A 20,319-nucleotide genomic window follows, 5' to 3' on the forward strand; every position below is an offset into this window, starting at 1 on the left:
TACAGTCCTGACAGACAGCCAGTGAGATAGCTGAAAGAGGACGATAATTATAGATGGATGATTAGATATCCCTATAAAAATAGAATTGTGCCCACTGCGGTGAAGCCAAAGCTTGGCACCACCACCGGTCATTAGTATAAACTGATTTAGAAATTATTTGTTCCAGATGTCCCAGGCAGCTTCTGCTTGTAGACGTAGCATTTCTAAACCGTTTTTGACGACCGCACCCCTCGCTTCGAGGGACCGCATGAGGAAAGTCTTTTCGGGATTATAAACCAGGTCATAAACTTTATGCTCTCTACCGATCTGATTGATCGGAATGGCCGGCATATGCTCTGTATTGGGGAAGGTCCCCAGAGGGGTGGTATTGATAATGAGGAGATGCTCCTGCAGGTATTTTTCGTTGGCGACCAGATCGTCATAGGTGATATGATTTTCTGTGTCATTGGCTGTTCTGGATACCATAAGGTAGGGCATTTCCAGGTCTTTGAGCGCCTGACGGATAGCCTTAGAGGCTCCTCCAGTGCCGAGAACCAATGCCTTTGGCCTCTGGCCATCCAGCCATTGGTCCAGGGAGTTCTTGAAGCCGATATAGTCGGTATTATAGCCCATCAGCCGGCCATCTCCCAGACGCTGGATGCAGTTTACTGCGCCGATGGCTTTGCTGCCTGGCTCCAGCTCATCCAGAAATGGGATAACCTGCTCCTTATAGGGAATGGTGACATTAATTCCCTCCAACTCGGGGTCATTTTCTATTAGTGAAGAAAACTTTTCTATATGATCGATCTCAAATAGATCATAGTGGCAACCAGAAATCCCTTCCCTTTCAAATTTTTCTGAAAAGTATTTTTTAGAGAAGCTATGCTTCAATGGATATCCGATAAGTCCGAATTTTCTCATTTTTTGCTAAAGTAAAAAGCGATTCGTTCAAGTCCAATTACCAAAAGAATCCCAAACATAAAGGCCATAATTCCTAAGAAGAACTTAGGCTCATGACCAGTTTCTGCAAGGTAATGATTTGGCCACAGATTTTCTGTGATGAAGGGCTTTTGTTCCCCGCTACTGGAAATTCTAAAGCTCACGACTTTTTTCCAAGGCCAGATTTTATTGATAGAGCCAAGCATAAATCCCGATAGCACCGCAATGGTGACCGCATGGTGGTTTTTGAGTAACCAGGCCACTAGGCGCGAGAAGCTCAACAGGCCCACAAGGCAGCCTACCGCAAAGACTCCCAACGTAAGGAAGTCCCGATTGGTAACAGCAGAGAGAATTGTCTCATATTTGCCTAGAATCAGGAGGAGAAAGCTACCAGAGATACCTGGCAAAATCATAGCGCAGATGGCGATGGCTCCAGCGATAAAGGTAAAAATCAATGAATCGGGGGATTGTACAGGGTTAAGCCCTGTCACCCAGTAGGCAATCACTGCACCGATGGGGATGGTAAGGATAACCAGTAAATTCCACCGTTTGATATCCCTTAGAATCAGCACGGAGCTGATGATGATCAGTCCACAAAAGAAGGACCACAGAGGTATGGGGTGCTCTTCCATGAGGAAGGTAATCAACTTGGATAGGGAGATGATACTGGTAAATATACCGAGCATCAAGGCCAGAAGGAAACCACCATTAATATGGTCCCAGAGCGCCTTAAATTTCAATTTCCCTAGTAGCTTAATAGCGTCAAGGTCTATGGACTTGATGCTATCAAGCAAGGTCTCATAGATACCGGTGATCAAAGCGATGGTTCCCCCGGATACGCCAGGCACAATATCTGCCGCTCCCATGCCCATGCCTTTGAGGTAGGTAAGAATATAATCTTTGAAGTTTTTCATTGGAGGAACAAAAGAAAGCGACTGTAGTTAAAAATACTACAGCCGCATATTATTTTTTGTTTAAATAGCATCCAGATCGAGGAAGTGGTCAAAAGTATCGCCACGTAGTCCAAGTCTAATGGTTTCCAGAGGGATAATTTCATTGGGAGCGATATTCCCCAAGTTGACATTTGAGCCTAGCAATTTGATAAACCAGACCTGTTGTGCTTTTTGGGGAGCTTCCCAGAGGATTTTCTCTTCAGGGATTTTGGTAAGAATCTCTTCTACCAAGCCTTGTCTTACTTCACCAGAGTCTCTAAAAAGGCCCACATTTCCAGCTTCCCGGGATTCACCGATCACTTTCCATGCACCAGCATCCAGCTCTTGCTGCATCTGCTCGATCCACTTATAGGGAGGGATGATCTTAGCGGCATCTTTGGATCCCACCTCAGACAGTACAGTTACCTCTTTGGCAAGGATACGGATGTATTCACACTTTTTCTTATGGTCCAATGTGATTGACCCATCAGAAACCTCCGCATAGGCCAGGTCAAATTCTTCCAATACCCTGCGATAGTCTTCAAACTGATTCCTGATCACAAAGGCCTCGAAAAGAGTCCCGCCCAAATATACCGGAATACCAGCGTCCTTATACAGTTGCAGCTTTTTAGTTAGATTTTTGGTGACATAGGAGGTTGCCCATCCTAGTTTTACAATGTCAACAAAGTCACTAGAAGCATCTATAAAATCTTCTACTTCTCTGAGGCTGAGACCTTTATCCATGGCCATGGTGTAACCTGTGGTTCGTGGTTTTTCAGTACGTACAGGCACGTTCTTCAGCACGTAATTCATTCTCTAAATCTTTAGGTAAATAGTAATCGGCTTATAATCCTTCTTTATATTGAGCGATGATCTTATTTATGGCCTTCTGATGCTTTACTTCTGGCATCAGCTCATACAAAATATCATGTCGTTCAAAATCCAAAGTTAATGCATTTTCTAAATATGAAAAGGCTTCCTTGTATTTACCTGTCTTAATTAGATAAACTACTAGCCGATAATAGAGCTCAGCTTCCTCAGGAATCTCCTCGATTCCTTCCTTCAATACATCCTCCGCTTCTTCAAATCTATTTTGATCAAAATAAATAATCGAAAGGTTAATATACGTCTCCATGAGCCCTGGCTCAAGGTTAATCGCCTCTTCGTAAGCTTCTGAACTCGCTTGAAGGTTTCCCAAATGGTATTCCGCATCGGCCAATCCCACCCAATAAGTCGCATTGACTTCGGATAGCTTTATCGCCTTTTTAAAATAATGTATGGCCTCAAAAAATTTATCTTTCTTTAGCATACACATGCCTAAGCCAAACCATGCATCGTCATATTCTGGATCCAGTTTGGCGGATTTCTTGAAATAACTGAATGCCTTATCCAGCATTTCCAGCTTTTCATAAGCCGCAGCCAGGTAGCAGCTGTTCTCGGAATTTGCCCCTTCACTGGCGATGGTGTTGAGATAGGCTTCCACAGCCTTTTCATATTGCTGGGTATTCATCAGCGCATTGCCCAGATTAAAATAGGCTGAGGCAAAGGTCTCATCGATGATCAATGCATAATCATAGGCACTGATCGCCTCCTCATATCTTCCAAGGCGGTTATACACCACACCTAGGTTATACCAGGCCTCAGCACTGTAAGGGTCCTGGTCTATAAATTGCTGATAAAACTCAAGTATCTCATCAAATGAACCGTCTTCCTCAGTGATCATGGCGAGCTGAAACAAGGCATCTTCATGGTTGATCTTCAGCTTGACGGCATTTTTATAGTTCTCAATGGCCTTCTCATTATTGGCCTCTGCCCTGTAGAAGTTACCCAGAGAATAATAAATCTCCGCCTTATCCTCCGCCATGGGCAGAAAATCCTCCAATATCTGGATGGCTTCCTTGGTACTGCCGCTGAGCAGCATCGCATTGGATAGCGCTAAGATGATCTCCTCATTATGTGGGGAAAGGTTATTTATGTTTTCTAATATCTCTAAGCCTTCCTCTAGTTCATCATTGAATATGAGGCATTGACCATAGAGTAATTTAATTTCTATCGAAAAAGGAAATTTTTCAAGGGCGATTTTGCTTGCCTTTAGGGCTTTTTTGAATTTCTGGTTGTCGAAATAATACCGGACAATATCTTCTAGCTCCTCTTCATCAAAGAACAGATCCAGATTAGCCTTTAGGGAATTTTCAAATCGCTCTACTAATGCTTTTTCCTCTTCCCTGTCGTGATCAAAATCTCCAGTCATGCGCGTGGGGTTGAATTTATTAAATTAAGATACCAAATATTTCGGTACCTCAATATGCTAAATGAATTTATTTTTATCGGCTTTCACTAAGCGCATAATAATCATGTCAATAACGATAAAGCATTATTTTTTGTTCAATGCCCAATCAAAAGTGTCCTCTAAATTGCGATATTGGTAATGAAGAGCCTCATTTACCTTCACATTGCTAAAGTGTATCGGCAGCTGAGCAATGGTGGCAGTCTGTTTATTTACCAGTGCTTTGAAGCCAAATAAACGGATCATCCTATTCGCCATAAGCATCATAGAGAGCTTTCCTCCAGTGATGGGCTTGGAAGGTTGGGTCTTGCCTAGCTTGCTCGCAAGTAGGCCTAGAAACTCCTTATAGCTCTTGCTCTCCTTATTGAGAATAAAGCGTTCATGCCAATTACCCGTTTCATACAGTCTCCTGGTGATGGTCGCTGCATCCCGAATATCAATATAGTTGATGTCCCCTTTGGGGTAATAAGCGAGCCCCTTCTTCGCAAAGCCATATAGGGCTGCACTGCTTCTGTCGCTTTCATCCGTGGTCAGTAGCAAGGATGGGTTCACCACCAGTGGCTGTAATCCCTCCTGAGCTGCTCTCCATACCTCGAGCTCAGCTAGGTACTTGGATACCGCATAGGGCGAATTCCATGGGGAATCAGCCCATTTATGATCCTCCGTTACTGTATTTTGATTAGGGGTTCTTCCTAGGGCGGCCACCGAACTGATATGAATCAGTTTCTTTACCCCAAGGGATAGCATGACATTGACCAGGTTGGCGGTTCCATTATGATTTACCTTGAGGAGGTTTTCCTGATCCTTCTTTTCGAAGGAAACCAATCCCGCAGCGTGTATGACCAGATCCATCCCCTTGATAGCCCTCTGTAAGGACTGATAATCCTGGACATCGCCCTTATGCCAAATGATCTCTTCGGCCATCTCCCCCAATAAGCTCAGGTCGCTCTGAGGCCGTTTCAGCCCGTGAATCTTCCCCAAAGACTTGAATTCCCTCGCCAGATGGGCTCCAAATATTCCTGTAATGCCAGTAATTAAGATATTCATAAGTGGGAATTCAAAAATGGGGTAGAGGTAAGTTTTTGGTAGAACTTTGAGTTGGGCAGTAATTCCAGATGATCCAAATACCGGTGATTATGACAATCTGTACCTACAAATTTGATGCTTCCTTGCTCTAGGAGTTTCTCCGCCAGCACCTTCATCGGCTTGCCGTAATAGCCCGTAAATGACAATAAATTGACCTGCATGATGACGCCGCTGGACAATAGTGATTCGAGGAGACTGGGGTCTTCCTGCAAATACATATAGCGCTCTGGATGAGCCAATATGGGTCTATATCCTTTGGTTTCCAAGGCAAAGAGCGTCTCGTGAAGAATATGTGGCTTATTGATGAAGCCAGTTTCCACTAAAATATAGTTGTCCCCAAAGGTGAGCAGAGGCTCATCATTAGCGACTTTCTCCACAAAGATCTCGTCCAAATAGTATTCTGCCGCCGCCTCGATCTCCATGGATACTTTCTCTTTGGCCAATGCCTCGTAGAGTTTTTCCAGCCCATTGCTGATGATCTCGGGTGTGTTTTTGTAAAACTCTGTCATGACATGAGGCGTGGTAATGACCTTCTTCAAGCCTAGGTTCTCAAGTCGCTTGATCAAGGCTATGGATTCTTTCAGGCTTTTGGAACCATCATCTATGCCCGGGATCAGATGGGAGTGCATATCCACCTCCATCCACTTGAGCGATAAAGGCTCTTTTTTTGATAAACCTATAAAATCCAGTAATCCCATAACTTATAATCCTCCTCCTGTCTGCTTCACAAATTCCTCCAGGCTCGGAAGCTCCTGGTCCTTTTCGGAAACCAATGCTTCTTCCACCTGCCAGTCAATATTCAGCTGGGCATCATTCCAAATTACTCCTCCTTCACTTGCTTTATGGTAAAAACTACCACATTTATAAGTGAAAACCGCATCTTCCAATACGGAGAAGCCATGAGCAAATCCTGCGGGCACGTACAGCATATTATGCTGCTCACCATCCAGAATCAGCCCATGATGCTGCCCAAAGGTAGGGGAATCCTTGCGAAGGTCCACGCATACATCATAGACTTTGCCACTGATCACTCGTACCAGCTTTGCCTGTGCATGTGGAGCATGTTGAAAATGTAAGCCACGGACAGTGCCCGCTACAGAAAAGGACTGATTGTCCTGAACCCAGCGGGTGTTGATCCCATGCTTTTCCAGGAGATCTTCTCTATAGGTTTCTAAAAAAAATCCGCGAGCATCCTTGAATACCTTAGGGTATAACTCGTAAACATCTTTGATGGGGGTGCTTCTTATTTCCATTTATTTTCTATTTTTATCAAAAACAAGCTGTAAATTTCCATTGTTTCTTTTAAGCAGGCTAATTTTAAGCCAAAAATTTTAAATTTTGTCTGAATGGAAATGGCGTTATTCTTGTTGATCATTTTACCAACCCCAAAAATTAAAACGATCAATTCCATTCCGAACCGCTGTCAAGGACAGTTGTAGTAAGAAATTATTATTTTAATTATCGAAGAGAAAGTTATTAGACTGAATGAGTAAATATACGAGAAAATTAAAGAAACTATTCGAAACCGCTCCAGAGGCAGAAACAGCCGTATTGGTGGCTATTATTAAGCAAAGCCAATCGGAGCTGGAAGTAGAAGAACACCTGGATGAATTGGCCTTCCTTACCGAGACCTTAGGGGCCAAGGAAGTGCATCGATTCACTCAAAGGCTGGAAAAACCCGATATCCGGACTTTTGTAGGCTCAGGGAAACTCGAGGAAATCCAAACTTATGTGACGCATTTTGAGGTGGATATGGTGATCTTCGATGACGATCTTTCGCCTTCTCAAATGAGAAACCTCGAAAATGAGTTGAAAGTTAAAGTATATGATCGATCATTATTGATCCTGGACATCTTCCTCAAAAGAGCTCAAACTGCCCAAGCCAAAACTCAGGTGGAGCTGGCACGCTTCCAATACCTCCTGCCTAGACTGACCCGAATGTGGACTCACCTTGAGCGTCAGCGAGGGGGAACAGCCACCAGGGGTGGTGCCGGTGAGAAGGAAATCGAGACAGATAAAAGGATGATCCGTAATCAGATCACGGTATTGAAGGAGAAGCTCAGGAAAATAGAGAAACAAGGAGAAACCCAGCGTAAAGGCCGTAAGGGAATAGTAAGGGTGACCCTGGTAGGATATACCAATGTGGGCAAAAGTACCCTGATGAACCTGGTCACTAAATCCGAAGTGCTGGCAGAAAATAAGCTTTTCGCAACGGTGGATTCCACCGTGAGGAAAGTGGTGTATGAAAATATTCCTTTCTTACTTTCTGATACCGTAGGGTTTATTCGTAAACTGCCTACCCACCTTATTGAGTCCTTTAAGTCCACCTTGATGGAGATTCAGGAATCAGACCTTTTGGTGCATGTGGTGGACATTTCTCATCCCAACTTTGAGGATCATATCGCGGTGGTCACCCAGACACTCAATGAGCTGGGGGCAGGTGACAAACCTATCTTATTGGTATTTAATAAAATCGATATGGTGCCGCCAATGCCTTCTGAAGAAGAGTTGATGAATATGTCTGAACTGGAAGTAGAAGAAGCTAATTACCTTGATCTGGAGAAACTCCAGGCGGTTTATGCCAAAAAGACGGGAATAGATCCTGTAATTATGGCAGCCAAAAGCGGTACCAATATTGAGGCTTTTAGAGAATCCCTGATTCGTGAGGTGAAGAAGCAGCACCTTAAGATCTATCCACATTACCTCGAGGATGTCACTTATGACCTCTCCCAATTTGACGATTTAGAAGAATAAATACTATAGGCCTCACAGCCCATCAGTCCCCTCATCGGTTTCAATATGGAAGCCCGATGAGGGGATTTTTTTTTTTCTCGCCTTATAGTATTTACCTGATGACCTATTGGTAAAGTAAGAGGCCAGAACAATTCCTGGCAGTAAGGACAGTACAGGATCTATATCCATAGTATAGGTTATGAATCATGGAAAGGGATTAGTTGAGCGTTTTTTTGGTAGGAACAGGAAGCTTCATTAGAATTCCGCATTCATGCATTTTTCCGAGAGGATAAATTATTTTCCTATTGGATACCAGTGAGATATGGCTTTTCGTTATTATTTAACCTTAATTTTATTTCAAAAAATGGTAATAAAATCAATAAATGGTTAACTTATTACTTAACAAAAGGACTGAAAATTAGGAGCAGAAAATCTGCTTTTGGTTGAAGCCCCGCGGTTTAATAATTGCAGTAGGAGGGTCAATATGCACGTCATTTCCAAAGGAAACCCAATGAAATATCCAAGTCTTAACAAGTCCAGGATCTCCCTCACTATGCTGCAGATTGCTACCTTTCTTTCCTTTATTATTCTGCAAAGAAGAACTCATTCACTAACCCTTTTTTTTGCCTATGCCTAGAGCTAAGAAGAATGAAAGTGACCGTAAAATCTTTGTATTAGACACCTCGGTCATCCTTTATGCCCATAATTCTATTATGAATTTTGCCGAGCACGATGTGGTCATTCCCATTACTGTCTTGGAAGAGTTGGATCAGTTTAAGAAGGGCAATGATTCCAAAAATTTTGAAGCCCGTGAATTTATCCGTCTTTTGGATAAGTTGTCCAAGGACAAGATGATCCATAAGTGGACCCCGCTGAATGGCAAGTCCAAAGGTAATTTTAAGGTGATGATGCATGCTGACGCCTTGGGACAAACCGAACATGTAAATGCGAATAAGGTTTTTGGGGAAGAAAAGAATGATCATAAGATCCTAAATTCCGCCTTAGACCTGAAGCATTCGGAAGAGGGAAGGAAAGTCATCCTCGTCAGTAAGGATATCAACCTACGCCTAAAGGCAAAATCTCTTGACATCCAAGCGGAGGATTATGAAACGGGCAAAATCAAGAACATCTCTGAGCTGGAGAATACCGGAAAGGATGTCCTGGAAGGGGTAGATCCCGAAGTGATCAACCGGCTGTACGACTCGCATGAGGTGGAGGCCAAGGCGGTTTTAGGAACTCGGAAGAGGAAGTCCAACACCTATTATATCCTGAAAAGTGATAAGAATTCCGTATTAGCGTATTATAATGGCGAGGCCAATACCATTCAGCGTGTGGATAAGAAATTGGCCTATAATATTAAACCTAGAAATGCAGAACAGACCTTTGCGCTGCATGCGATTACCAATCCTAATATAAAATTGGTGTCGGTTCAGGGGGTTGCAGGTACAGGTAAGACCCTGCTGGCACTGGCGGGAGCCCTGGAGCAGCGTCGAGAGTATAAGCAGATATTTCTGGCTCGGCCCATCGTCCCACTTAGCAATAAGGATATTGGCTACCTTCCCGGCGATATCAAGTCGAAGCTGAATCCCTATATGGAGCCACTTTGGGACAACCTGAAGTTCATCCAAAACCAATTCAAAGAAGGCGATAAGGAATATCAGAAGATCACGGAACTGGTAAATCAGGAAAAACTCGTGATTCAGCCCCTGGCTTATATTCGAGGAAGATCACTATCCAATATCTTCTTTATTGTGGATGAGGCCCAGAACCTCACTCCCCATGAAATCAAGACGATCATCAGCCGGGCTGGGGAGAATACTAAAATTGTCTTCACCGGGGATGTACATCAGATCGATACCCCTTACCTAGACAGCCAAAGTAATGGACTCTCTTACCTGATCGATCGGGTAAAGGATCATCCACTCTATGCGCATATCAAACTAGAAAAAGGAGAGCGCTCCGAGCTCGCCAATCTAGCTAATGAGCTGCTGTAAGCAGTCGCTAAATTGGAATAGGGCCTCTATTCTCCTTGGCTGATGGTATCAGAATCAGCAGATGAAAACGCTTATACGCGAAACACCTTGAATATTACCTAGGGCAAATGAATTTAAGTATCTGGTAATCGGGTGAACGATAGGGGTGACGAGCTTAATGAGTTATACGTTATTAGTAAACTATAGCGAGGCAGCCAGGATGCTCAGCATAAGGACGGAGAAAGTACCTATAAACAAAACAAGCCTCCAATAAATGGAGGCTTGTTTTAGTATATCCCTGAATATAATGGGGATGAAATAATGATTAACTCTCTGTGATGGTATTAAGTTTAGCTAAGAAGCTATTATAATATTGTCTTCCTACCTGCACTGTGGCGCCCCCTTTGAGGTTGATTTCCTTAGTGCTAAAGCTGGATATCTGAGCCAGCTGCACGATATAGGATTTCTGCACCCTCAGGAATAGGTTAGAAGGTAATTTTTCTTCCATTTCCTTCATCGATTTTCTGATGGTATAGGTCTTTTCTTTGGTGAAAATAGAGACCATATTTCCATTGGCTTCGACATAGAAGATGTCGCCATAATCCACTTTTTCGAAAGCATTATCAGATTTGATATAGACGGCATCCGTGACCATATACGGACTTTCTGCATGAGCCTTAGGTGCTTCGACACTGGTGGGCTGCGTACGTCTGTTGTATAGTACAATTTCCACGATAGCGTGGATATCATTGGTATTAAAAGGCTTCACAATAAAACCTGCCGGATGGATCCTTTTAGCTCTTTCGATGATGGAAGGATCACTATAAGAAGTTACATAAACAATAGGTGCATCGACCATTTGCTGAATGATTTCACCCAGCTCAATGCCATCTTTATCACCTTTCAGTTTGATATCCATAAAGACCAGGTCAGGTCGGTATTTTTTGATAACCTTGATCGCTTGGTTGGCGGAATTGGCAATATCGATATTTATATAACCTAAAAGTTCGAGGATCTCCTCGATATTTTCTGCAATATCCGGATCGTCCTCAACAACCAAAATTCTTTCTTCTTTCATAATATCGTGTGGTTGGTATTATTTTTTGGTGAAGTTAAGATTTTTATTGGCTTTTTAAACCGTAAAAGAAATCTATATACTATCATCCAATTGAAAATGGGGATATAAATCCACAAAAACAATTTGTCAACAGCGTTTTTTTATCATAAACTCATCATATCCTTAAATCGGGCGGCTTGTCGGCGACTGACTTCGATGCGATCGCCGCCTTTTAAGGTGACCACTAAGCCCCCGTTAAACCATGGTTCTATGCCTTCTACCCAGCCTAAATTGATGATGTGTTTTCTGCTGGCACGGAAGAAAGCCTTCTCGTCCAGCCGCTCATCCAGCGCATTGAGAGACTTATGGATCATAGGCTTATTATTGCCAAAATATACTTTTATATAATTGCCATCAGACTCAAATAACCGGACTTCCTGAAGGCGGACAAACCAGCATCGGTCGCCATCCTTTACAAAAACCTGATCCTCAAGGGTCAGCTTTTTGTCATCAGGAGCGGAGATCTTTTCTTCGGCCTTTTCCTCAGCTTCTAACTTGGCTCTGGATTGCAGCTTGAGAATAGCCTCAGACAGCCGGGAAGGCTCTATGGGCTTCAGCAAATAATCCAGGGCGTTGACCTCAAAAGCTTTGAGAGCAAACTCGTCATAGGCCGTGGTGAAGATCACATCTGGTACCGCATCCAGTTCCGCCAATAGATCAAAACCGGTTTTTTCGGGCATCTGGATGTCTAAAAATATTACATCGGGCCTCAACGCCTCGATTTTTTCCTTGGCGTCTTCCACATTTACTGCTTCTCCCACCACTTCTATCCCCTGCTGGGTGCTCAGTAGGTTGATCAGCTCTTTTCTCGCCAATCTTTCATCGTCTATAACTAATGCGCGCATGCTGAATTTATTTAGGTCTTTAATCTAATGTACTATTTTGTTTTGGGATTTTAATTTCTGTTACCACATACTCACTATCGAAGTTTTTCATTTTGAAAAATGCCCTGCTTCCATAGATCAATTTTAGTCGCTGGATGGTATTGCTGATGCCATGGCCACTGCCGGCGACTTTTCGAGTGCTATTGCTGGCAAGCTGCCCACTGTTTTTGATGGCGATATAGAGGTCGCCCGTGAGCCCCACTGTGCAGCTGATATGGACTAGCCCTCCTTTCATGCGGTTCGATATCCCATGCTTGATGGCGTTCTCCACGATCGTCTGTAGCATCATCGGAGGGATCTTGAAGCGGTAAGCCTCCTTCTCAATCTCATACTTCACCGCCAGACGCTCCTCAAATCTGATCCCCTCCAGGTCCAAATAATCCTTCACAATCTTGATCTCATCACTGAAATCAATCGTACGCTTCTTATCCATAATTAAGGAATATCGCAGGATATTGCTGAGCTGGGTGATCGCCTCTTTAGACTTTGGGGGATTTTCATCCACCAATGCCCTAACGCTGTTTAAAGCATTAAATATAAAATGTGGGTTGAGCTGACTCCTCAATTGGTTGAGCTTTATTTCGTTGATCTTAGCCTGATACTTCAGCGTAAAATTATAGTTTTCCAGAAAGTGGTATAAGAAATACATCATTGCCCAAAGGGCATAATATAGAAAACTGATGAACATATTTACCAGCAATACGCTCGGCTGTAGGTCCTCCCGAACCCTCAAAATCCCAAATATCCAGTTGATCAATACGGTGGCGACCACATTGCCAAAACTCAATATCAATAAGGAAAGCACCGCATGGGTGAGCAGATCTGATAGCTTATAACTAAACCAGCCTTTGCTCTTGATAATATGTCTAAAAAAATGGGTGGATAAAAAATAAAAGGCGCCTAAACTTAAATAAGCACCCACCTGAACAGAGGTGATGCCCCTTATCAAAGAGACAAAAAATAAATTGATCACCGCAAAGGCAGACCAACCTAAAATCTGAAAGATCCAATATAATCTACTTCTATCCATTCACTACCAAATATAAGGAAGTCTAGGCATCTCACTAGTATTTTTTTATTAATGGAAGGTCCAAAGGCTGAAAGGAAACTAGCCAGGAGCCTTTTCTTTCTCCGTCAAAAGCTCACTGTCTGACCCTTACTCAGAGGTCCCTTTACCCAAATTAGGAAAAAGGAAAAATAGAAAAGGCCTTTGCTCCCTAGGAGCATAGACCTATCGTCACTAAATAATTATAAACTTAATCTCTTCATTTTGAGCAAACGAGCAAATAGCAAATAAGGGGCTGGCTAAGGATATAGCCAGGACTGCTGGCATGAAGATAAGCTGGCTACCTATCCCTGAATGCCCAAGCGGCCTTTTTCGGGGCTGCCTGGGCGATTATAGGTTTTAAGCTTTAGTAGCCATATTGGCTTCTAGCTCTATTTTCAAGAATTTTGCAGTATGGCTTTTCTTATGATTAGCGACTTTCTCCGGCAGGCCTTCCACGAGGATCTGGCCACCTTTGTCACCACCTTCTGGTCCCAGATCAATGATATAATCGGCCACTTTGATGACGTCCAGATTATGCTCGATGATCAATACCGTATTGCCCTTATCGACTAGCCTATTGAGTACCTCGAGCAGGTGTTCGATATCCTTGAAGTGTAAGCCGGTGGTGGGCTCATCTAGGATATAGAAGGTCTTTCCAGTGTCTTTCTTGCTGAGTTCTGTGGCTAATTTCACCCTTTGAGCCTCTCCTCCAGAGAGGGTAGTGGCATGCTGTCCGAGAGTAATATAGCCAAGACCTACATCATTTAGAGTTTGGATTTTCCGCAATATTTTCGGGTGCTTTTCGAAGAAATCCACCGCTTGCTCCACCGTCATATCCAATACATCGGAGATCGATTTCCCTTTAAATCGAACCTCGAGCGTTTCCCGATTATAGCGCTTGCCTTTGCAGGTTTCACAAGGAATATGCACATCAGGAAGGAAGTCCATCTCGATTAGTTTCATCCCTGCCCCTTCGCAGTCCTCACATCGACCTCCTTTTACATTAAAGCTAAACCTTCCTGGCTTATAGCCCCTGATTTTGGCTTCTGGAAGCTCGGTAAATAAGGCACGAATATCGGTAAATACCCCCGTATAAGTTGCTGGATTGGAGCGTGGCGTTCTGCCAATGGGTGATTGGTCCACCTCGATCACCTTATCCAGATGCTCCAGGCCTTCGATCTTATCATGGGCCATTGGCTCTTTTCTAGACCGGTAAAAATGCTGGTTAAGAAGTGGAAATAAAGTCTCATGGATCAGGGTACTTTTCCCACTTCCGGAGACCCCACTTACGCTGATCATGGTTCCCAAGGGAAGTTTTAAATTGACATTTTTGAGGTTGTTCCCTCTGGCGTTGAAGAGTTTCAGGAACTTGCCGCTGCCCTTACGTCTGCTGCTTGGAATGGCGATTTGCTCGCTGCCGTTCAGGTATTTGGCCGTCAGGCTATTCTGCTTCAGAAACTCTGCCGGCGTGCCCTGAGCGACGATATGGCCGCCATGCCTCCCTGCTCCTGGTCCAATATCCACCACATAATCGGCATCTAGCATCATGTCCTTATCATGCTCCACCACGAGGACGGAGTTGCCGAGGTCACGCAGGTCCTGGAGGGCCTTGATAAGCTTGACATTATCCCGCTGGTGCAGGCCTATGCTGGGCTCATCCAGAATATACAATACTCCCACCAGCTGGGTGCCGATCTGGGTGGCTAGGCGGATTCTCTGAGCCTCTCCTCCAGATAGCGAGCGCAGGGGTCTATTCAGTGATAGGTAGTCCAGGCCGATGTCCAGTAGAAAGCCGATTCTCTTTCTGATTTCCTTTAGGACTTCGGCGCCTATTAGTTTTTGCTTTTCGGTGAGCTTATCATCTATCTGGTCAAACCACTCTCCAAGCTGCCGAATATCCATCATGGCAAGTTCACCAATATGCTTTTCGGCAATATAGAAGTGCAGTGATTCCTTCTTCAATCGATAGCCTTCACATTCGGGGCAGGTGCGGGTGCTGGTAAAATCGCCAATCCACTTTTGGATTTTTTCGGATCCTCCCTCTTGCTGCTTCTGTAGGAAGCTGATGATTCCCTCAAAGGTGGTAGTCCATTTGGTGCCGGGGTGTTTTACAGAATCCACCTCCACAGGCATCTTGTCGCCATACAGCAATACATTCAATACCTGCTCATCAAATTTCTCGATGGGCGTGGATAGGCTGGCCTTAAATTCCTTGAGGATTGCCTCTATTTTCTTGAAAATCCAGATGTCTCTATACTCTCCCAGCGGGGCGATACCACCTCGGGAGATGCTAAGTTTAGGATTGGGAATTATATTTTCCTTGGTGATTTCTTCGATTACCCCCAGGCCGTTGCAGGAGGGGCAGGCGCCATAGGGGCTGTTGAAGGAGAAGGCGTTTGGTGCGGGCTCATCATAGGAAAGGCCGGTGGTGGGGTCCATCAGGAATTTTGAGAAATGGTGAATTTGACCCTCTTCTTCCCGAAGCATAATGATGCCCTTTCCATGTTGCAGGGCAGTTTTGACGGACTGAGTAATGCGGTATCGGTCTTCTTCTTCCGCTATTATGCGATCCACCACGATCTCTATATCATGGATCTTATACCGATCCACCTGCATTTTTGGGACCATCTCCATCACCACACCATCCACTCGGACTTTGGAGAAACCCATTTTTCGGATTTGCTCAAACAACTCCCGGTAATGCCCTTTACGGCCTTTTACCACCGGCGCCAGCACATAGAGTTTTTTGCCAGCAAAGTGGTCCATCAGCTGATCGATGATCTGATCTTCGGTTTGACGGATCATCTTTTTGCCAGATAGATAACTGAAGGCCTCCCCCGAGCGGGCATAGAGCAGCCGCATAAAATCGTATATCTCCGTCACCGTGCCCACTGTGGATCGCGGATTCTTGGAAGTGGTCTTCTGCTCGATGGAGATCACCGGCGATAGACCATTGATCTTATCCACATCGGGCCTTTCCATGCCGCCTAAAAACGACCTGGCGTAGGCAGAGAAGCTCTCCATATACCGCCGTTGACCTTCTGCATAGATGGTGTCAAAGGCCAGGGAGCTCTTACCGCTTCCGCTTAGCCCAGTGATTACCACCAGTTTATTTCTAGGTATATTGAGGTCTAGGTTTTTTAAATTATGCTCCCTAGCACCATATATTTCAATTTGTTCTTCTTTTGCTACTGATTTGGTCATCTAAGATCCTGTATTTAGCCATTTTTAAATTCTCACAAAAATAGGAATATTCGCCGAATACTCTTTAGTCTTATCCTAACCCAAATTAATGCCAATTAGTTTGGTATCCAATCATCAACCCCTCAGCCGCACATCAAAGCTCTGCCTCAAGCTCTGCCCCCAAACCCTTCTATGCTGCGTAAAGGAGCGGATAGGGGCTGAGTTGTGGTGTCGATAAGTGCCGATTTAGTGTCCAGGTTTAGAGAAAGTATAGGTTTATCAGCCTATCCTCTGGCGGTAGTTTTTTTATTTTTAGTAGGCTGCGCCAAAATTAATTATACTCTTCATTCATGAGCTTCCAGACCAAGAGAGAGGCGTTGCACCTCGGGATTTAGACCTTAATGATGATGTTTTTTCTCCATAATATATAGGCGGGGATAAAGAGCAGCATTACCATAAATAGAGCTCCCGCCAAAGAGGCATTTTTGGGGCTTAGCCAACCATTGAAGAGCATTTGCTGTAGGAAAAGCTTTAAGCTTATCAGCTCCCCGGCGCTGTTTACCTTGATCCAGGAGAGCATCTTGGCGATTATTCCCGAAAGGAAGAATACCGTAATGGCATTCATGCCGTAGATAACAAAGGGGGTGGACCAGTTCTTCCAGCCTTTGATATCCACCAGCCAATAGGAGAGGGCCAGGATCATGAAGGCCCAGCCTGCGGTATATAGCACAAAGGAACTGGTCCATAATGCTTTATTCATGGGGAAGAGGAGTGACCAAAGTAGCCCAAGTAGCAGAAGCGAGCCACCATAAATAAGCCATTTTTTCATTCTTTTGCCATGCTCCTTCGTTTGGGTCAGCACTTTGCCACAGGCAATTCCCAGCAAGCAGGTGACGATAGCAGGAAGTGTGGAGAATAAGCCCTCAGGATCCCAGGTTTTTGACTGGGACCACATATGGCCAGTTAGGAATTGTCGATCGATCCATGCCGCTAAATTAGTGTCGGGCAGTAAATTCGCGGGCCCGATTCCGGGCACTGGGATCAGGGTCATCGCGGCCCAATAGCCCAGCAAGACCAGTAGCCCACTAAGCAGCAGCCCACGTGGAGATAAGTATAAATACATCAGACTACTCACGAAGTACACCAACCCTATGCGCTGGAGCACGCCAGGATAGCGTAAGTTTGCGAAATCAAAGTAGGGAAAAGCCGTCAATAATAAGCCTAAACCTATTAGCTTCAAGGCTCGAATTCCCGCTTTCTTCACCATAATCTTTTTGTCATAGCCTTTATTCAGTTGGCTGCCGATAGATAGCTCTATGGCCACTCCCACTATGAACAGAAAAAAAGGAAATATCATATCCGTCGGTGTACATCCATGCCATGGGGCATGAAGCAGGGGGGGATAGACAGAGGACCAGGAGCCGGGATTATTGACCAGTATCATGGCGAATATGGTGATGCCTCTGAAGACATCTAAGGATAAAATACGTTGAGAAGGCATAAAAAAAGCTAGTTTATAAACTTAGATGTACAATATATTAAATAAAGCTTAGCTTACTAAATAAAAAAATACCCGATATAAGTAGGCGCTTCCTCACTTTCACTGTGGTCTTATAGTGGTTCCTGATTCCTTATAAGGGGATTTTTGGGGATGATATTGGGCGGGGGAGATAGAGGTGAGGTTTTTTAGGAAGGCCTATTCTCTATCGTTTCCTAATCAAAAAGAGGCTGGGCTTGCCTTAGCATACCCAGCCTCTATCTTCTATTATTTACAGGGATGGCCAGTAAAAGTGACCAACGATTTATTTAATCTTTTTCGTGAAAGGAAGCTTTGGACTTCCGTTTCTTTGAGAGCGATACAGGATATAGGAGTCTATGGTCTCGCTGGCCTGAATCTATTTTTGAGCGTAAGCGTCCTTAGCCTTATCCAGGAACTCCACGAATTTCTTAGGATCGGTATCGTAAGCTTTGGGCTGGACGAGCATCTTTTCATTTTGATCAAGGATCACATAATAAGGCTGAGCATTATTATTGAAACGGGTAATTTGAAAATCTGCATTTTGCTTTCCGATGGTTTTTTTGACCTTCTCATCATAGGTAGAAGTGTACCATTCGGACTCTGGCAGCTCGGTACGCTCATCTACATAGAGGGCGACCAATACAAAATCATTTTTAAGACGGCTCAATACCTCAGGTTCTGCCCATACTTTGGCTTCCATCTCACGACAGTTGACACAGCCATGGCCGGTAAAGTCGATAAATAAGGGCTTATTTTCTGCTTTGGCGACTCTTAGTGCTTGTTCGTAATCAAAGTATCCTTGCAGCCCATGTGGGAAATGAAGGAGGTCGCCGTACTTGGGCTCCTCAGTCATTGCGGAAGCAGGGGAAGCCTGTCCCCCGGAATTCTCACGGATCATCTTTTCCAGATTGAAATCGTGGGAGGCTATAGGCGGTAGGTAGCCACTAAGGGATTTTAGCGGGGCACCAAACAGGCCAGGAATCATATAGATCACAAAGATGAATACGACGGTGGCCATCAGCAACCTAGGCACGCCGAGTTTCTCCATGGGAGAATCATGCGGCAGTCGGATTTTGCCAAGTAGATATAAGCCCATCAGTCCAAATATCACGATCCAAATGGCAATATAGATGTCTCTATCCAGTAATCCCCAGTGGTACACTTGGTCGGCCACGCTGAGGAATTTGAAGGCAAGGGCTAGTTCTAGGAAACCTAAGACTACTTTCACCGAGTTTAGCCATCCACCGGATTTAGGCAGCGTATTGAGCCACTCCGGGAATATAGCAAATAAGGTAAAAGGAATCGCAAAGGCTAGCGAGAAGGCAAACATCCCTAGAATTGGCTTTAGGATTTCACCGCCGGCAGATTCGATCAGGATGGATCCCACGATCGGGCCAGTGCAGGAAAAGGACACTAATACCAAGGTGAAGGCCATAAAGAAAACCCCACTAAGGCCACCCTTGTCGGCTTTTGCATCCATCTTATTCACCAGACCACTAGGAAGGGTAATCTCAAATAGACCCAAAAATGCCAGTGCAAAGAAGATAAATACTATGAAGAAGAAGATATTTGGTAACCAGTGGGTGGAGAGCCAGTTGGCAAACTCCGGTCCTTGGATCGCCGCGACCAGGGTCCCCGCCAAGGTATAAATAACGATAATACTAAAACCATAAATGATGGCATTCCGGATGCCATGGGCTTTGCTTTTACTCCTTCCAGTGAAGAAAGTGACGGTCATGGGGATCATCGGAAATACGCAAGGGGTTAGCAGTGCTGCCATCCCTCCCAGGAATGCTGCAATGACAAAGGGCCAAAGGGAAGTAGCATCGCCTTGCTTTCCTTCAGGCTCCATACTGACTTCAGGGATTTTGGTCTCTTCGACCTTTACGCTAGCTTCTTCGCTCCGCTGAGCAGGACTTGCCTCTGATTCAGTAGAGGAACTATTAGGTTTTTCTGTAAATAGACTGCCTGATTGGCCTTCCTCGGTGGTGCTGGTGGAGGCGCTGGCTTGATTATCTTTGGTGTGGATCGCTGCGGTGAGGGATTTGGAAAACTCCTCCTCAAAAGGTACACACTGTCCCGTGACGTCAGAGCACATCTGATAGCCCATGGAGGCAGCGATCTTAACGCTGGGCTTTGTGATCTTGATTTTTTGGGTGAATACCGCGGTTCCCTTAAAGTAGCTTACCTCGCCTTCCCAGATTTCATCCATCTTCCGACTGGGGTCCACTGGTATCAGCTTTCCAATGGCTTCGATGCCTTGGGAGCCATCCAGAGATAGCTCGGTCAGCATAGGACCTAGGTCCGGATCAAAATCATTAGAGTAGATATACCAGTCCCGTGGAATGGTGGCCTTAAAAGTGAGCTCTATTTCATCACCGACGAAGGGCGTTTCCTCTGACAGACTCATTTGCCATTTTGGTGGCTGTATAAGCTGCGCAAAAGCAGGCAGATGAAAGAGTATTATTAAGAATGCTAGGGGAAGAGTTTTCTTGATTCTATACATGACGTAATTGGCAGACTGTATCTAGTAAGTGAAATTCAGAATATTAAGTTCAATTAATTTATCGGGATCAGGAAATAGGTGCAAGGGTAATTTTTGGAAATTTATACTCACCTGGAATCCTGAGCCATTATAT

The 20,319-nt window shown here is 44.5% G+C and carries 16 protein-coding genes; 2 read left to right on the forward strand and 14 right to left on the reverse strand.

Going from position 1 to position 20,319, the window contains the following annotated elements; all coding sequences use genetic code 11:
- Window positions 1-153 precede the first annotated feature (153 nt).
- The 7 genes from B050_RS0103310 to rfbC all read right to left on the reverse strand — a co-directional run bounded on the left by B050_RS0103310 (window position 154) and on the right by rfbC (window position 6,476).
- The gene (locus B050_RS0103310; RefSeq protein ID WP_018472463.1) at window positions 154-900 is read right to left on the reverse strand and encodes a shikimate dehydrogenase family protein; all 747 of its coding nucleotides are present in this window, start codon (window positions 898-900) and stop codon (window positions 154-156) included.
- On the reverse strand, window positions 897-1,832 hold the full coding sequence (locus B050_RS0103315; protein WP_018472464.1) for a DUF368 domain-containing protein: 936 nt from the start codon (window positions 1,830-1,832) through the stop codon (window positions 897-899). Before B050_RS0103315 ends, B050_RS0103310 begins: the two co-directional genes overlap by 4 nt.
- Before the next feature lie 60 nt (window positions 1,833-1,892).
- Window positions 1,893-2,663, reverse strand: a complete 771-nt coding sequence (locus B050_RS0103320; RefSeq protein WP_018472465.1) for a phosphosulfolactate synthase — start codon at window positions 2,661-2,663, stop codon at window positions 1,893-1,895.
- A gap of 31 nt (window positions 2,664-2,694) precedes the next feature.
- Window positions 2,695-4,101, reverse strand: a complete 1,407-nt coding sequence (locus B050_RS0103325) for a tetratricopeptide repeat protein (RefSeq protein ID WP_018472466.1) — start codon at window positions 4,099-4,101, stop codon at window positions 2,695-2,697.
- Between the two features lie 123 nt (window positions 4,102-4,224).
- On the reverse strand, window positions 4,225-5,184 hold the full coding sequence (locus tag B050_RS0103330) for an NAD-dependent epimerase/dehydratase family protein (RefSeq protein WP_018472467.1): 960 nt from the start codon (window positions 5,182-5,184) through the stop codon (window positions 4,225-4,227).
- Window positions 5,181-5,921 (reverse strand): tyrosine-protein phosphatase, encoded by a 741-nt coding sequence (locus B050_RS0103335; RefSeq protein WP_018472468.1) that lies wholly within the window; start codon window positions 5,919-5,921, stop codon window positions 5,181-5,183. Before B050_RS0103335 ends, B050_RS0103330 begins: the two co-directional genes overlap by 4 nt.
- Before the next feature lie 3 nt (window positions 5,922-5,924).
- A complete protein-coding gene (gene rfbC, locus B050_RS0103340) occupies window positions 5,925-6,476 on the reverse strand; it encodes a dTDP-4-dehydrorhamnose 3,5-epimerase (RefSeq protein WP_018472469.1) in 552 nt (183 codons plus the stop codon).
- Window positions 6,477-6,708: 232 nt separating this feature from the next.
- Here rfbC and hflX point away from each other — a divergent pair, with 232 nt between their 5' ends.
- Window positions 6,709-7,977 (forward strand): GTPase HflX, encoded by a 1,269-nt coding sequence (gene hflX, locus B050_RS0103350; RefSeq protein ID WP_018472471.1) that lies wholly within the window; start codon window positions 6,709-6,711, stop codon window positions 7,975-7,977.
- A gap of 12 nt (window positions 7,978-7,989) precedes the next feature.
- Here hflX and B050_RS23360 read toward each other — a convergent pair whose 3' ends face one another.
- A complete protein-coding gene (locus tag B050_RS23360) occupies window positions 7,990-8,145 on the reverse strand; it encodes a hypothetical protein (protein ID WP_018472472.1) in 156 nt (51 codons plus the stop codon).
- Between the two features lie 440 nt (window positions 8,146-8,585).
- Between B050_RS23360 and B050_RS0103365 the strand changes: the two genes are divergently transcribed.
- The gene (locus B050_RS0103365; RefSeq protein WP_018472474.1) at window positions 8,586-9,950 is read left to right on the forward strand and encodes a PhoH family protein; all 1,365 of its coding nucleotides are present in this window, start codon (window positions 8,586-8,588) and stop codon (window positions 9,948-9,950) included.
- A 304-nt stretch (window positions 9,951-10,254) separates the two neighbouring features.
- On the opposite strand, the gene B050_RS0103370 is transcribed toward B050_RS0103365, so the two are convergent.
- From B050_RS0103370 to B050_RS0103395, 6 genes are all read right to left on the reverse strand, one after another.
- The gene (locus B050_RS0103370) at window positions 10,255-11,007 is read right to left on the reverse strand and encodes a LytR/AlgR family response regulator transcription factor (RefSeq protein ID WP_018472475.1); all 753 of its coding nucleotides are present in this window, start codon (window positions 11,005-11,007) and stop codon (window positions 10,255-10,257) included.
- 143 nt (window positions 11,008-11,150) lie between these two features.
- Window positions 11,151-11,891: a LytR/AlgR family response regulator transcription factor gene (locus B050_RS0103375; RefSeq protein ID WP_018472476.1), complete on the reverse strand. Its 741-nt coding sequence runs from the start codon at window positions 11,889-11,891 to the stop codon at window positions 11,151-11,153.
- A gap of 19 nt (window positions 11,892-11,910) precedes the next feature.
- Window positions 11,911-12,960 (reverse strand): sensor histidine kinase, encoded by a 1,050-nt coding sequence (locus B050_RS0103380; RefSeq protein ID WP_018472477.1) that lies wholly within the window; start codon window positions 12,958-12,960, stop codon window positions 11,911-11,913.
- A 375-nt stretch (window positions 12,961-13,335) separates the two neighbouring features.
- Window positions 13,336-16,182 (reverse strand): excinuclease ABC subunit UvrA, encoded by a 2,847-nt coding sequence (gene uvrA / locus B050_RS0103385; RefSeq protein WP_018472478.1) that lies wholly within the window; start codon window positions 16,180-16,182, stop codon window positions 13,336-13,338.
- A gap of 370 nt (window positions 16,183-16,552) precedes the next feature.
- Window positions 16,553-17,662 carry an acyltransferase family protein gene (locus B050_RS0103390; RefSeq protein WP_018472479.1) on the reverse strand — a complete coding sequence of 370 codons (1,110 nt, stop codon included), beginning with the start codon at window positions 17,660-17,662 and terminating at the stop codon, window positions 16,553-16,555.
- A 394-nt stretch (window positions 17,663-18,056) separates the two neighbouring features.
- A complete protein-coding gene (locus B050_RS0103395) occupies window positions 18,057-20,186 on the reverse strand; it encodes a protein-disulfide reductase DsbD family protein (protein ID WP_026235593.1) in 2,130 nt (709 codons plus the stop codon).
- Between the last annotated feature and the right edge of the window lie 133 nt (window positions 20,187-20,319).

The organism is Echinicola pacifica DSM 19836, from assembly GCF_000373245.1.
Classification (GTDB): Bacteria; Bacteroidota; Bacteroidia; order Cytophagales; family Cyclobacteriaceae; genus Echinicola; species Echinicola pacifica.

Coding starts and splice junctions, on each gene's coding strand:
- B050_RS0103310 (WP_018472463.1), bottom strand. CDS start 900: ATGAGAAAATTCGGACTTATCGGATATCCATTGAAGCATAGCTTCTCT.
- B050_RS0103315 (WP_018472464.1), bottom strand. CDS start 1,832: ATGAAAAACTTCAAAGATTATATTCTTACCTACCTCAAAGGCATGGGC.
- B050_RS0103320 (WP_018472465.1), bottom strand. CDS start 2,663: ATGAATTACGTGCTGAAGAACGTGCCTGTACGTACTGAAAAACCACGA.
- B050_RS0103325 (WP_018472466.1), bottom strand. CDS start 4,101: ATGACTGGAGATTTTGATCACGACAGGGAAGAGGAAAAAGCATTAGTA.
- B050_RS0103330 (WP_018472467.1), bottom strand. CDS start 5,184: ATGAATATCTTAATTACTGGCATTACAGGAATATTTGGAGCCCATCTG.
- B050_RS0103335 (WP_018472468.1), bottom strand. CDS start 5,921: ATGGGATTACTGGATTTTATAGGTTTATCAAAAAAAGAGCCTTTATCG.
- rfbC (WP_018472469.1), bottom strand. CDS start 6,476: ATGGAAATAAGAAGCACCCCCATCAAAGATGTTTACGAGTTATACCCT.
- hflX (WP_018472471.1), top strand. CDS start 6,709: ATGAGTAAATATACGAGAAAATTAAAGAAACTATTCGAAACCGCTCCA.
- B050_RS23360 (WP_018472472.1), bottom strand. CDS start 8,145: ATGGATATAGATCCTGTACTGTCCTTACTGCCAGGAATTGTTCTGGCC.
- B050_RS0103365 (WP_018472474.1), top strand. CDS start 8,586: ATGCCTAGAGCTAAGAAGAATGAAAGTGACCGTAAAATCTTTGTATTA.
- B050_RS0103370 (WP_018472475.1), bottom strand. CDS start 11,007: ATGAAAGAAGAAAGAATTTTGGTTGTTGAGGACGATCCGGATATTGCA.
- B050_RS0103375 (WP_018472476.1), bottom strand. CDS start 11,891: ATGCGCGCATTAGTTATAGACGATGAAAGATTGGCGAGAAAAGAGCTG.
- B050_RS0103380 (WP_018472477.1), bottom strand. CDS start 12,960: ATGGATAGAAGTAGATTATATTGGATCTTTCAGATTTTAGGTTGGTCT.
- uvrA (WP_018472478.1), bottom strand. CDS start 16,182: ATGACCAAATCAGTAGCAAAAGAAGAACAAATTGAAATATATGGTGCT.
- B050_RS0103390 (WP_018472479.1), bottom strand. CDS start 17,662: ATGCCTTCTCAACGTATTTTATCCTTAGATGTCTTCAGAGGCATCACC.
- B050_RS0103395 (WP_026235593.1), bottom strand. CDS start 20,186: ATGTATAGAATCAAGAAAACTCTTCCCCTAGCATTCTTAATAATACTC.